Here is a 12,553-nt window from a genome sequence, read left to right as displayed (position 1 = left end):
GCGGCAGAAGCCGCCCGGCACGCGCAACGGCGGCATCACCCTGCGCCAACAGCCCGCAGGCAGAAACTGCAGATGGCCTCGACCAGTGCGTCCTCGTCGCGGTGCGCTTCGCGGCTGGGTGCGGTCGGGCCCACCATCGCTTCGGTGAAGGCACCCACCAGGCAGGCGGCGGCAGCGTGCGCGTCCTGTGCCGGCAGTTCACCGGCCGCCACGCCCTCTTCCACCAGGCGCAGGAACACGTCACCGAAGGCACGGCGGCCGCGCATGCGCTCGGCTTCCACGTCCGGGTCCACCGGTTCGACGATGAAGGCATGGGCCAGGCCCGGGCCGGCCAGGGCACGGCGGACGAAGGCGGTGATGGCCTGGCGCAGGCGCACGCTGGCCGGCTGCGGCGCACTGGCGATGCGCTCCATGATCGCCACCTCATGGGCCACGGCAGCGTTGAGCACTTCCACGAACAGCTCGGCCTTGGACGGGAAGTGGCGGTAGATCAGGCCGGTGGAGACCCCGGCCTGGGTGGCCACGGCGGTTACCGGCGCGTTGCGCCAGCCGCCGGTGGCGACCAGTTCGCGGGTGGCCAGCAGGATCCGTTCACGGGCCCCGGCCAGGCGTTCTTCCATCAATGCTGAGCGTTTGTAGGCCATGTTCTGAGTCTGGTTTCAATTTTTGAATTTGTATTCACTTCTTACCCGAACCCCGCTACGCTGGGGTCCAATCGCCCGCGCGGGCCGCTGCTGTGAACGGCCGCCCGCTTCCCCTTCCGGGTGCGTCCATTCCCCACCTTCCCTCGTGGAGCCATCGCAATGCACGTGCCATCCCTGAACTTCGACCTCGGCGAAGATATCGACCTGCTGCGCCAGAGCGTGGCCCATTTTGCCGCTGCCGAGATCGCGCCGCTCGCGGCCGAGGCCGATGCAACCAACCAGTTCCCGTTGGCACTATGGCCCAAGTTGGGCGAACAGGGCCTGCTGGGCCTGACCGTGGAAGAAGAATACGGCGGCACCGGCATGGGCTACCTGGCCCACGTGGTGGCGATGGAAGAAATCTCCCGCGCCTCCGGCGGCATCGCCCTGTCCTACGGCGCGCACTCGAACCTGTGCGTGAACCAGCTGCGCAAGAACGGCACCGAAGCGCAGAAGCAGCGCTTCCTGCCGGACCTGTGCAGCGGCGCCAAGGTCGGCGCGCTGGCGATGAGCGAACCGGGTGCGGGTTCGGACGTGGTGTCGATGAAGCTGCGCGCGGACAAGCGCGGCGACCGCTACGTGCTCAACGGCAACAAGATGTGGATCACCAACGGCCCCGACGCCGACGTGCTGGTGGTGTACGCCAAGACCGATGTCGAAGCCGGCGCCAAGGGCATCACCGCGTTCCTGGTCGAGAAGGGCATGAAGGGTTTCTCCACCGCGCAGAAGCTGGACAAGCTGGGCATGCGGTCCTCGCCCACCTGCGAACTGGTGTTCCAGGACTGCGAGATTCCCGAAGAAAACGTGCTGGGCGCGGTCGGCGGCGGCGTGCGCGTGCTGATGTCCGGCCTGGACTACGAGCGCGTGGTGCTGTCCGGCGGCCCGCTGGGCCTGATGGCTGCAGCCATGGACGTGGTCATGCCGTACGTGCACGAACGCCACCAGTTCGGTGAGCCGATCGGCAGCTTCCAGCTGATCCAGGCCAAGATCGCCGACATGTACGTGGGCCTGGGTGCCTGCCGCGCCTATGTGTATGCCGTGGCGCGCGCCTGCGACCAGGGCCGTACCACCCGCCAGGATGCGGCCGGCGCGATCCTGTACGCCGCCGAGAAGGCAACGTGGCTGACCGGCCAGGCGATCCAGATCCTCGGCGGCAACGGCTACATCAATGAATACCCGACCGGCCGCTTGTGGCGCGACGCCAAGCTGTATGAAATCGGCGCCGGCACCTCGGAGATCCGCCGCATGCTGATCGGCCGCGAACTGTTCCAGCGCACCCTGTAAGGCACCCCATGAGCATCCTAGGCAGCCAGCTGCAACCGGGCAGCGAAACGTTTGAAAGCAACCGCGCGGCGATGCAGGCCGTAGTCGACGACCTGCACGCCACCCTCGCCCGCACCGCCCTGGGTGGAAGCGAGGCGGCGCGGGCCAAGCACACCGCACGCGGCAAGCTGCTGGTGCGTGACCGCATCGATGCGCTGCTCGACCCGGGCAGCGCGTTCCTGGAGATCGCACCGCTGGCCGCGCACGGCATGTACGACGATGCCGTGCCCGCCGCCGGCGTGGTCGCAGGCATTGGCCGGGTGAGCGGCGTGGAGTGCGTGATCGTGGCCAACGATGCCACGGTCAAGGGCGGCACCTATTACCCGGTGACAGTGAAGAAACACCTGCGCGCGCAGGAGATCGCCGAGCAGAACCACCTGCCGTGCATCTACCTGGTCGATTCCGGTGGCGCCTTCCTGCCGCTGCAGGACGAGGTGTTCCCGGACCGCGACCATTTCGGCCGCATCTTCTACAACCAGGCCAATCTCTCCGCGCAGGGCATCCCGCAGATCGCCTGCGTGATGGGCAGCTGCACCGCCGGTGGTGCCTACGTGCCGGCGATGAGCGACGAGACGGTGATCGTGCGCGAGCAGGGCACCATCTTCCTCGGCGGCCCGCCGCTGGTGAAGGCGGCCACCGGTGAAGTGGTGACGGCCGAAGAACTGGGCGGTGCCGACGTGCACACGCGCATTTCCGGTGTGGCCGACCACATGGCCGACAACGACCTGCAGGCGTTGGCACGGGTGCGCGCGATCATCGCCCAGCTCAACTGGCGCAAGCCCGAAGCCGCGATGGCGCTGCAGCCGGTGGAAGAACCGCTGCTGCCGGCACACGAACTGTACGGGGTGATCCCGGCTGATACGCGCAAGCCCTACGACGTGCGCGAAGTGATCGCGCGACTGGTCGACGGCTCGCGCTTTGACGAGTTCAAGCCGCGCTATGGCGCAACGCTGGTCACCGGCTTCGCCCATCTGCACGGCTATCCGGTCGGCATCATCGCCAACAACGGCATCCTGTTCTCCGAGTCCGCGCTGAAGGGCGCGCACTTCATCGAGCTGTGCACCCAGCGCAACATTCCGCTGGTGTTCCTGCAGAACATCACCGGCTTCATGGTCGGCCGCAAATACGAACAGGGTGGCATCGCCAAGGACGGGGCCAAGCTGGTGATGGCGGTGGCCTGCGCCAAGGTACCCAAGTTCACCGTGGTGATCGGTGGTTCGTTCGGTGCCGGCAACTACGGCATGTGCGGCCGTGCGTACTCGCCCAACTTCCTGTGGATGTGGCCGAACGCACGCATCGGCGTGATGGGCGGAGAACAGGCCGCCAGCGTGCTGGCCACGGTCAAGCGTGATGGCATCGAAGCCAAGGGCGGGCAGTGGCCGGGCGAGGAAGAGGATGCGTTCAAGGCACCGATCCGCGACCAGTTCGAGCAGCAGGGCCACCCGTACTACGCCAGTGCGCGCCTGTGGGACGACGGCGTGATCGATCCGGTCGATACCCGCCGGGTACTGGCCCTGGCCCTGTCGGCCAGCCTCAACGCCCCCCCGCAGCAGACGCGCTTCGGCGTGTTCCGCATGTGACCTGTGCCATGACCGAGTCTGTTGCCATGTTCAGCAAAGTCCTGATCGCCAACCGCGGCGAGATCGCCTGCCGCGTCATCGCCACCTGCCGCCGCCTCGGCATCGCCACCGTGGCGGTGTATTCCGATGCCGACCGCAATGCGCGCCACGTGCGGCTGGCCGACGAAGCCATCCACATCGGCCCGGCGGCCGCGCGCGAGAGCTACCTGCGCAGCGATGCCATCCTCGACGCCGCACGCCGCAGCGGCGCGCAGGCCATCCATCCCGGCTACGGCTTCCTGTCCGAGAACGCCGACTTCGCCGACGCCTGCGTGGCGGCCGGCATCGCCTTCATCGGTCCGCCGGCCAGTGCGATCCGCGCGATGGGCGACAAGAGTGCAGCCAAGGCACTGATGGCCAAGGCCGGCGTGCCGTTGACGCCGGGCTACCACGGCGACCAGCAGGCGCCGGAGTTCCTGCGCGCCCAGGCCGACGGCATCGGCTATCCGGTGCTGATCAAGGCCAGCGCCGGCGGCGGCGGCAAAGGCATGCGCAAGGTCGAGCGCAGCGAGGACTTCGTCGATGCGCTGGCCAGCTGCCAGCGCGAGGCGGCCTCGGCGTTCGGCAACGACCACGTGCTGGTCGAGAAGTATGTCGAGCGCCCGCGCCATATCGAAATCCAGGTATTCGGCGGTGGCCAGGGCGAGGCGGTGTATCTGTTCGAGCGCGACTGCTCGGTGCAGCGACGCCACCAGAAGGTGCTGGAAGAAGCGCCGGCCCCGGGCATGAGCGCCGACCGCCGCGCCGCGATGGGCAAGGCCGCCGTCGATGCCGCGCGCGCAGTGGGCTACGTCGGTGCCGGCACGGTGGAGTTCATCGCCGGCCCGGACGGCGATTTCTACTTCATGGAAATGAACACCCGCCTGCAGGTCGAACACCCGGTCACCGAGTTCATCACCGGCACCGACCTGGTGGAGTGGCAGCTGCGCGTGGCCGCTGGCCAGCCGCTGCCCAAGCGCCAGGACGAACTGGCCATCCACGGCCATGCCCTCGAAGCGCGCTTGTACGCCGAAGATGCCGACCGCGGCTTCCTGCCCTCCACCGGCACCCTGCGCCGCCTGCGCCTGCCGACCCCGTCGGCCAACGTGCGGGTGGACACTGGTGTGGAAGAAGGCGACAGCATCACCCCGTACTACGACCCGATGATCGCCAAACTGATCGTCTGGGACGTGGACCGCGACGCCGCGCTGCGGCGCATGAGCCAGGCCCTGGCCGACTGCCAGGTGGTGGGCGTAACCACCAATGCCGGTTTCCTGCGGCGCCTGGTGCAGACCGACTCGTTCGCCAACGCCAAGCTGGATACCGCGCTGATCGAGCGCGAGCAGGCCGCACTGGCGGTCACCGGTGACGGTGAGCAGGCGCTGTGGGAACTGGCAGCGATCGCCGCGGTGGCAAGCACACCTGCCGCTGCCGCCGATGCACGCGACCCGCATTCACCGTGGCAGGCACAGGATGGCTGGCGGCTGGGCGTGCCTGCCGCGCGCTCGGTGCCGCTGCAGCAGGGAGAGCGGGCACACACGCTGAAGGTGTGGACCACTGCCGATGGCTGGCGCGTGCAGTGCGGTGACGCAGCGCCGAAACAGGTGGTCGGCCATGCCGATGGCCAGACCCTGTCGGTACAGATGGACGAGCGCCGCTGGCGGCTGCAGCTGCAGCGCGACGGCGATCAGCTGTACCTGTTCGCCAGCGATGGCCAGCACCGCTTCACCCTGCACGACCCGGTGGGCGAATCCGAGCAGGCCAGCGCCGATGCCGGCAGCCTGCTGGCACCGATGCCCGGCAGGATCGTCGCAACGCTGGTGGCGGCGGGCACGCAGGTCAAGCGCGGCACGCCGCTGGTGGTGCTGGAAGCGATGAAGATGGAGCACACCCTGCAGGCACCGGCCGATGGCACGGTGAAGGGCTATCGGGCCAAGGCCGGCGACCAGGTGGGCGACGGCGCGGTGCTGGTGGATTTCGAAGCAGCGTGATGGAGGGTGGGCCGGGCGTTGTCCGGCCTACCTGCTGCCACGAGGTCAAGGTTGCGGAGCCGGATTCCCGCGCCAGACCTGCTGCAGCGGGTCGAATTCACTGGTGACCTGCGCGTCCGCGCGCCACCCCAGGCCGCATATCATCACCGGGCTGGCATCGATGCCATCCAGCCCCAGCGCCTTCTCCACGTCGATCTCGTTGATCGCCGCGGTCACATAAGCGGCCAGTCCAAGCTCGGTGGCTGACAGCATCCATTGTTGCGACAGGTGCCCCGCATCAAGCAGTACCGCCCGGTAGGCCTTTGGATGGTGGCGGTATTTCCAGAAGCTGCGTGGGAAGCGTGCCACCTGGATGAGGTGCAGCGGGGCGTCGGCGAACCAGTCCTGCCCGGACACAAAACCCAGCATCAAGGTGCGCAGGTCGTCGGTGGCAACGGCGACCAGTCGCAATGCGTGTTCCAGCGGGTGGTAGTGATAGACGCCCGGCGCAAGACCGTCGACAGCCAGGGCGACCACATAGGTTTCCAACGGATGCAGACCGCCGCCGGAAGGAATGTGCTTCTTCAGGAACTCCATGCCATCCCCCGGCCGCAATGCGGCGTGTGCCTGCACGGTCCGCTTGAGTACCTGCGCCAACAGCGGCAGCGCCAACGTGCGCTGCGCGTCGAAGTTTCGGCAGGTTGCACGCTTTCGCAGCAGCTCGTCGCGCGCATCGTCAGGCGTATCGGGCAACATCAAGGGGTCGGTACCGGGCGCATCCACTGCGGCGGGCGGTGCACCGAACCTGGCATGCAGATCCTGCGCCGTGACCAGCTTGTGCTCGCGCATCTCACGCGCGCTGTTGATGCCGCCCCAGCGTCCCATCCGGTGCTGCAACGCCGACAGCGGCCACCAGTTGGCGTCGCGCACGCGCTGGTCGCGGTCACGATGCGAAGCCTCACCTGGCTCCTGGCTGATCACCAGACCGATCTCCAGCAGGCGTGCCAGCGCGGCGCCTTCGAGGCCGACCTGTGCAGGCTCCACCCAGCGATCCGGCTCGATGCGGCCCAGCACATCGATTTCCTCGATGCTCACCCCCACGGGTGCGTCCAGATGGGCGGCAAGGGCCTGCCAATGCATGCGCGTTACCAGTCCCGCCTGGCCCTGCAGCAGCAGGGAGAGGTCCAGCGAGACCTCGCTGCGGGGTTCGAACATCACGATAGCGCAACGTCGGATCTGCATCTTTCATCATCCACCAGTGGAAACCGTAGTATGCGGGTTGCCCGCAACGGCCGCGGTACTGTGGAGGCGCTTCTGTGCAATGCACACATCGCCCTAAATGCCGAGCGGTGGTGGCCGATACCGTAAGTTCTACTCTGGATGATCGACATGGCTACCGACCCTCGCCTTTCCGCTGAAGATGCCGGCGTACTTCTGGACAACCTCATCAACGATACAGCCTTCCGCGAACGCTTCACCGAATCGCCGGCCAAGGCCCTCTCCAGCATCGGTCTGGATGCTGCCTTGGGTGAGAAGGACTGCATGAAGATCGACTCGCTCGCCCCGGTGGAGGAGCTTCGCCGCGTTCGCGACGGCCTGCAGAAACACCTCGCCAGCTCGCTGACCGCGATGAATGTGGTGTTCTGCTTCGAAGCGGGCAAAGTCGACGATTGCATCGGCGGCTGATACCGGCTCAGGGCGCGCCGCCCGCCTTCACCGGTGCGGCCCAGCTCGATACATCGTGCACGTTCAGCGGCTGCCAGACCTGCATCGCCGAGACTTCGGCAATGGCCTGGCCACGGTGGCGGGCCAGCCATTCCTGCTCGCGGCGTACGCCTGTTTCATCGCTCTGCGCACGTAGCGCATGCAGCAGTACCACGTGCGCCTGCACCGGCTCGCTGCCATCGAGCATCGGCTCGATCAGGGCCCGCGCAGCGTCCGGCCGTTGCCTCTGCAGTTCGCCCATCGCCGCAACCACGCGCATCCATTTACCGACCATCGGGCTGCGCTGGGCGCGCAGCAGCGCCTCGTTGGCATGCAGCCAGGCTTCGGCAACATCGGTCTGTCCCTGCCGCTGAGCCAGATAGACAAGGGCCAGCCACTGCAGGCTGCGGGCCTGCTGCATGGGATCGTCGCGATCTTCCAGCAGCGGCTGCAGCTGCGCTGCGATGGCCTGCAGTTCGGCTTTGTCGCCCGCCGCGCACAACGTGGTCACGCTGGCGTGCTGCAATCGCTGCTGTACCTGCATGTCCGCAAGCTCAGGTGCCGGTGCGTCCGCGCGCACGGCCGCCTGCATCGACGCGCAATCACCTTGGTCGGCAGCCAGCAGCAGCTGTGCACGCAGCCGCATCCGCTGCGCCAGCGCATCTCCGGTGCGCAGCTTCACAAGCAGCTGGCCGGCCTGTACGTAACGGCGCTGCGCCACAAATACATCGACGCCGGTGTCATCGGGATCATCGCGGCCGCGCAGACCTTGTGCCTGCATCAGCGTTTCGGCGGCCAGCTGCGGTTGGTTGTGGGCGATCTGGATGCGTGCCAACTGCACCATCGGATACAGCCGCAGCGGATCCTGCGGTACGGACGCCGCATGTGCGTAGGATTCGGCTTCGCTGAAACGATTGTCCTGCAACAGAAGCCAGGACGTATTGGACAGCCCGGCGAAGGAATCGGGATAGACCTTGGCCAGCGTCCGCCATTGCTCCAGGGCCCAGCCGCCCGGTTCCAGTTCTTCCTGCCAGGCCTTCAGGTACAGGCGCTCGCGCGGTGGCAGGCGTTCCTGCTGGGCGAGCGCATGCTGCATCGCCTCGCGGGCCTGCCGCCCTTCTTCGGTGCGGGCCAGCAGCTTGGCCACGCCCATGTAGGCCAGCGCGAAACCGGGATCGATGTCGATCGCAGCCTGGTAGAGATTGCGTGCTTCCTCGAAGCGCCGCTGACCCAGGGCATTCTCGGCCAGGGCATAGGCGCGCAGAGCACGCAGGTCACGGGTAGAGGCTTTCGGCAGCGGCAAGGACTGCTCCAGGCTGGCCACCGATTCGCCCAGGCCACGGCGCAGACGACCGACGACATCGTCCACCGCGAACATCATCTGGTCGGGGCCGTCGGCGGCGACGGTGAAGCTGCGCACCACCTGCCCGCTGCCGGGGGCCACCACGTCGATTCCCAGCTGATAGCCCCCTGCCTTGGGGCGTACGGTCGGCAGCAGGACCGCTCGAGCACCTTCGCGCATGGCCACATCGATCGCTGCACCGCGATTCAAGCGGGTATCGCCGGACAAGCGCGCCATTTCCAGGCTTTCGCGGATCTTGCCTTCGGACAGCACATTCACGTAGCGCGACTGTTCCAGTGCGATCAGGATCGCATGGCGTGTCGATTCATCGAACACCGGCTCACCGGTGAAATTTTCAAGGTCGGCCAGCACCACCCAATCGCGCTCTGAGAATGCGATGGCTGGCTCCGGGCGCAGCAGGAACCAGCCCCCCACCACCACAGACGCCAGGATCAGGCTTTCCGCCAGCAATACCACCGGCTGCCGCCACAACGGAAGATCACGCCGTGCCTTGGCGTTGGCGCGCGGCGGGCGCAGCGGAGCAAAGCCGATCTCGCCAACTTCAATCACTTCCTGGACGGTCGGCATGCCTTTGAACCGCCAACGCCCGTGCGACTTCCATAGCAAGCGTTGGCCACGCTCGCCCAAGGCATCCGTGGCGCGGCGGGTCAGTGATTCGGCAACTGCCGACATCAGGATCTGGCCTGGGCGCGCCAGGGTCATCAGGCGCGCGGCCATCGGCTTGGCCAGGCCTTCGACTTCCATCGACTTGGCGCCGACCTTGACCGCTTCGGGACTGTTTTCCCAGGTCAGCACATCACCCACATGCAGGCCCGCTCGTGCGCGCAGCTCGACCCTGCGTTGCTCGCCCAGTGCCTGCAGGTCGCGCTGGTAATCCAGTGCAAACCCGAGCGCATCCACCGGGCGTTCGAACAGCAGGAACAGACCGTCGGAACGGTCGATCAACTGCCCATTCCAGCGATGCTGCAACACCAGCACCAGACGGTCGTGCTCCTGGAACAGGGTGGCTGCGGCAGCATCGCCGATACGCTCCACCAGTTGCAGCGAATCACACAGGTCGGTGAACAGCAGCGCCCGCAGCTGGGCGTTATGCGGGGCCGACGTTCCGTTGTCGCCATTCATCGCCAGGATCTCCGCTCAGTGTCCATCCGGGCCATTGGCCCACCGCAGGCAGTTGCCGCCTGCGCGCTTGGCTTGGTACAGCGCACGATCGGCGCGAGCGTACCACTCGCTCCAGTCCGCGTCAGGGGCCAGCAGGCTGGCACCGATGCTGGCCAGGCTGACGTGCGGGGTGCCATGGCTGCGCTCGAGCAGGCCGTGCACCGCGCTGAGGATGAATTCAGCCGCGTGCTGCACGATCTCGACATTGGCCCGGCGCAGGATCAGGCAGAACTCGTCGCCGCCCAAGCGGCAGGCCAGGTCATGTTCGCCGGCCATCGAGCGCAGGATGTTGCCCATGCTCTGCAGCACCCGGTCGCCGGCCTGGTGGCCGTGGCGGTCGTTGATCTGCTTGAAGCGGTCGCAATCGATCAGCAGCAGCGCCTGCGGCGGCCCCTCTTCCTGCGTGCGGCATTCCTGCAGGAACAGGGCCAGGCCACGGCGGTTGTGCAGGCCGGTCAGTTCGTCGGTGCGCACCAGCTCACGCGTGTGGGTCAGCTGGTGGGTGGTGATGTACAGGTTGTCCAGCGCGGCTTCCAGGTCATGGTTGCGCCGCCGCAGTTGGCTGATCAGGGCCTGCTCGTTGGTCAGCACACGCAGGATCGTGCGCCGCAGGAAGTAGGCCACCAGCCCCGGGTCGGACTCGACCAGGCGATGGAAATCAGCCGGTCCCAGCTCCAGCACGTGACAGTCGGCCATCACCCGCGCGCTGGCGCTGCGCGGGTGGTCGCCCATCAACAGGCCGAGCTCACCGAAGAACTCATGCCGGCCGAGTGTCTTGAGCACCAGATCCTCGCCGAAATCCAGCTCGATCAGGCCTTCCAGGATGATGTACATGCACTCGCCGCGATGGCCGCGGTGGAACAGCCACTGGCCCGCCTGCAGCCGGCAGGGCTGGGCAAACCGGGCAAACAGGGCGACCTCTTCGTCGGAAAGCAGCGCATGCACGATCTCGGCCATCGCCACCTTGGCGATACCGGTTGTCGTGTCGATGTTCTCGGCCGCACCCCTGCCGGTCATTCCCTGCACCCGCCGCCAGCGTCCCCTGGTGAGCCGCGGAGCATATCAGTGAATCAAACTGTGCGCCGCTTCTCATTTTTGTGAAGACGCGGTGCCCCGCCCTGCATGGCTCAACCGTGCCCATTCACACGCGTTGGGCGCAGGAAGAAAGAAAGCCATATCAATAGCTTGCGGTGACCGCGACGCCGATTGTCGCAGCAGCCGCAGATACAACAACGCCGGCAGATCCCCCGATCTGCCGGCGTCGTCTGGCCCTTCCCTGGCCACCCTGATCAGTCCGAGCCCTGGTCGCGCCGGCCGCTGGCCGACAGCATCAAGGACTGCGGGAACACAAAGGGTTGCCGGCCAGCGGCCGGCACGACCAGATCACGCAGCCCGTTCGCTGCGCTCGCCATGGAACTGCTCTTCCTCGGTCGAACCGGTCAGCGCCGTGGTCGAGGACTGCCCCTGCTGGATCGCCTGGGTCACCGCATCGAAGTAGCCGGTGCCGACCTCGCGCTGGTGCTTGACTGCGGTGAAGCCGCGCTCGGCCGCTTCGAACTCGGCCTCCTGCAGCTCCACGAAGGCGCTCATCTGCCGGCGCGCATAGCCGTGGGCCAGATTGAACATGCCGTAGTTCAGCGCGTGGAAACCGGCCAGGGTGATGAACTGGAACTTGTAGCCGTAGCTGCCCAGCTCCTTCTGGAACCTGGCAATGGTGGCGTCGTCCAGGTTCTTCTTCCAGTTGAAGCTGGGCGAGCAGTTGTAGGCCAGCAGCTTGCCGGGGAACTTCGCATGGATCGCCTCGGCGAACTTCCGCGCGAATTCCAGGTCCGGCTTGCCGGTCTCACACCACACCAGGTCAGCATACGGTGCGTAGGCCAGGCCGCGGCTGATGGCCTGGTCCAGGCCGTTGCGGGTCTTGTAGAAGCCCTCCACGGTGCGCTCGCCGGTGGCGAACGGTTTATCGTTGCCATCGATGTCGCTGGTCAGCAGATCAGCCGCCTCGGCGTCGGTACGCGCCACCAGCAGGGTCGGCACGCCCAGCACGTCGGCGGCCAGCCGCGCGGCGTTGAGCTTCTCGATCGCCTCGCGGGTCGGCACCAGCACCTTGCCACCCATGTGCCCGCACTTCTTCACCGAGGCCAGCTGGTCTTCGAAGTGCACGCCGGCAGCACCGGCTTCGATCATCGCCTTCATCAGCTCGAAGGCGTTGAGCACGCCGCCGAAACCGGCTTCGGCGTCGGCCACGATCGGCTGCAGGAAGTCGATGTCATCCTTGCCTTCGGCATGGTGCAGCTGGTCGGCACGCAGCAGCGTGTTGTTGATGCGCTTGACCACCGCCGGCACCGAATCGGCCGGGTACAACGACTGGTCCGGGTACATCTGCCCGGCCAGGTTGGCATCGGCCGCCACCTGCCAGCCGGACAGGTAGATCGCCTTCAGCCCGGCCTTCACCTGCTGCATGGCCTGGTTGCCGGTCAGCGCGCCGAGCGCGTTGACGAAGTCGCGCTCATGCAGTGACTTCCACAGCTTTTCCGCGCCCAGCCGGGCCAGCGAATGCTCGATATGGACGGTGCCACGCAGGCGCACCACGTCGGCGGCGCTGTAGTTGCGCTGGATGCCTTCCCAGCGCGGATTGGTGTCCCAGTCGTGCTGGATCTGTTCGGCAGTGGGCAGCATGCTCATGTCTATCTCCAGTTCGGTTCGTGCGGATGCAGCGGGGAAGGAAGCGGCGGGAAAACCGGCATGCAG

At 66.8% G+C, this 12,553-nt stretch carries 9 protein-coding genes; 4 read left to right on the top strand and 5 right to left on the bottom strand.

Annotated features, from left to right (window positions below; genetic code table 11):
- Positions 1-35: 35 nt before the first annotated feature.
- Positions 36-644 carry a TetR/AcrR family transcriptional regulator gene (locus J2X70_RS05325; RefSeq protein WP_025875794.1) on the bottom strand — a complete coding sequence of 203 codons (609 nt, stop codon included), beginning with the start codon at positions 642-644 and terminating at the stop codon, positions 36-38.
- Between the two features lie 159 nt (positions 645-803).
- On the opposite strand from J2X70_RS05325, the gene J2X70_RS05320 reads away from it, so the two are divergent.
- The 3 genes from J2X70_RS05320 to J2X70_RS05310 are packed head-to-tail and all read left to right on the top strand — an operon-like array spanning position 804 to position 5,595.
- On the top strand, positions 804-1,967 hold the full coding sequence (locus J2X70_RS05320; protein WP_025875795.1) for an isovaleryl-CoA dehydrogenase: 1,164 nt from the start codon (positions 804-806) through the stop codon (positions 1,965-1,967).
- An 8-nt stretch (positions 1,968-1,975) separates the two neighbouring features.
- On the top strand, positions 1,976-3,586 hold the full coding sequence (locus tag J2X70_RS05315) for a carboxyl transferase domain-containing protein (RefSeq protein ID WP_025875797.1): 1,611 nt from the start codon (positions 1,976-1,978) through the stop codon (positions 3,584-3,586).
- A gap of 26 nt (positions 3,587-3,612) precedes the next feature.
- Positions 3,613-5,595: an acetyl/propionyl/methylcrotonyl-CoA carboxylase subunit alpha gene (locus J2X70_RS05310; protein WP_025875799.1), complete on the top strand. Its 1,983-nt coding sequence runs from the start codon at positions 3,613-3,615 to the stop codon at positions 5,593-5,595.
- Positions 5,596-5,640: 45 nt separating this feature from the next.
- On the opposite strand, the gene J2X70_RS05305 is transcribed toward J2X70_RS05310, so the two are convergent.
- Positions 5,641-6,816 (bottom strand): putative peptide maturation dehydrogenase, encoded by a 1,176-nt coding sequence (locus tag J2X70_RS05305; RefSeq protein WP_309909298.1) that lies wholly within the window; start codon positions 6,814-6,816, stop codon positions 5,641-5,643.
- Positions 6,817-6,954: 138 nt separating this feature from the next.
- Here J2X70_RS05305 and J2X70_RS05300 point away from each other — a divergent pair, with 138 nt between their 5' ends.
- Entirely contained in the window at positions 6,955-7,260 is a 306-nt protein-coding gene (locus tag J2X70_RS05300) for an NHLP-related RiPP peptide (RefSeq protein ID WP_309909296.1), read from the top strand.
- 7 nt (positions 7,261-7,267) lie between these two features.
- Here J2X70_RS05300 and J2X70_RS05295 read toward each other — a convergent pair whose 3' ends face one another.
- The 3 genes from J2X70_RS05295 to aceA all read right to left on the bottom strand — a co-directional run bounded on the left by J2X70_RS05295 (position 7,268) and on the right by aceA (position 12,487).
- Positions 7,268-9,763, bottom strand: a complete 2,496-nt coding sequence (locus tag J2X70_RS05295) for a putative peptide modification system cyclase (protein WP_195762980.1) — start codon at positions 9,761-9,763, stop codon at positions 7,268-7,270.
- A 15-nt stretch (positions 9,764-9,778) separates the two neighbouring features.
- Entirely contained in the window at positions 9,779-10,819 is a 1,041-nt protein-coding gene (locus tag J2X70_RS05290; RefSeq protein ID WP_025875806.1) for a GGDEF domain-containing protein, read from the bottom strand.
- A 366-nt stretch (positions 10,820-11,185) separates the two neighbouring features.
- Complete coding sequence (gene aceA / locus J2X70_RS05285; RefSeq protein WP_309909293.1) at positions 11,186-12,487, bottom strand: isocitrate lyase; 1,302 nt, start codon at positions 12,485-12,487, stop codon at positions 11,186-11,188.
- Between the last annotated feature and the right edge of the window lie 66 nt (positions 12,488-12,553).

This window comes from Stenotrophomonas sp. 1337, from assembly GCF_031455455.1.
Classification (GTDB): Bacteria; Pseudomonadota; Gammaproteobacteria; order Xanthomonadales; family Xanthomonadaceae; genus Stenotrophomonas; species Stenotrophomonas indicatrix.
Note: the sequence above shows the minus strand (reverse complement) of the source record. Positions and strands in the feature narration are given on the sequence as shown.

What these genes read in the sequence shown, in the direction of transcription:
- J2X70_RS05320 (WP_025875795.1), top strand. Translation starts at nt 804, where the DNA reads ATGCACGTGCCATCCCTGAACTTCGACCTCGGCGAAGATATCGACCTG.
- J2X70_RS05295 (WP_195762980.1), bottom strand. Translation starts at nt 9,763, where the DNA reads ATGAATGGCGACAACGGAACGTCGGCCCCGCATAACGCCCAGCTGCGG.
- J2X70_RS05325 (WP_025875794.1), bottom strand. Translation starts at nt 644, where the DNA reads ATGGCCTACAAACGCTCAGCATTGATGGAAGAACGCCTGGCCGGGGCC.
- J2X70_RS05310 (WP_025875799.1), top strand. Translation starts at nt 3,613, where the DNA reads ATGTTCAGCAAAGTCCTGATCGCCAACCGCGGCGAGATCGCCTGCCGC.
- J2X70_RS05300 (WP_309909296.1), top strand. Translation starts at nt 6,955, where the DNA reads ATGATCGACATGGCTACCGACCCTCGCCTTTCCGCTGAAGATGCCGGC.
- J2X70_RS05305 (WP_309909298.1), bottom strand. Translation starts at nt 6,816, where the DNA reads ATGCAGATCCGACGTTGCGCTATCGTGATGTTCGAACCCCGCAGCGAG.
- J2X70_RS05315 (WP_025875797.1), top strand. Translation starts at nt 1,976, where the DNA reads ATGAGCATCCTAGGCAGCCAGCTGCAACCGGGCAGCGAAACGTTTGAA.
- J2X70_RS05290 (WP_025875806.1), bottom strand. Translation starts at nt 10,819, where the DNA reads ATGACCGGCAGGGGTGCGGCCGAGAACATCGACACGACAACCGGTATC.
- aceA (WP_309909293.1), bottom strand. Translation starts at nt 12,487, where the DNA reads ATGAGCATGCTGCCCACTGCCGAACAGATCCAGCACGACTGGGACACC.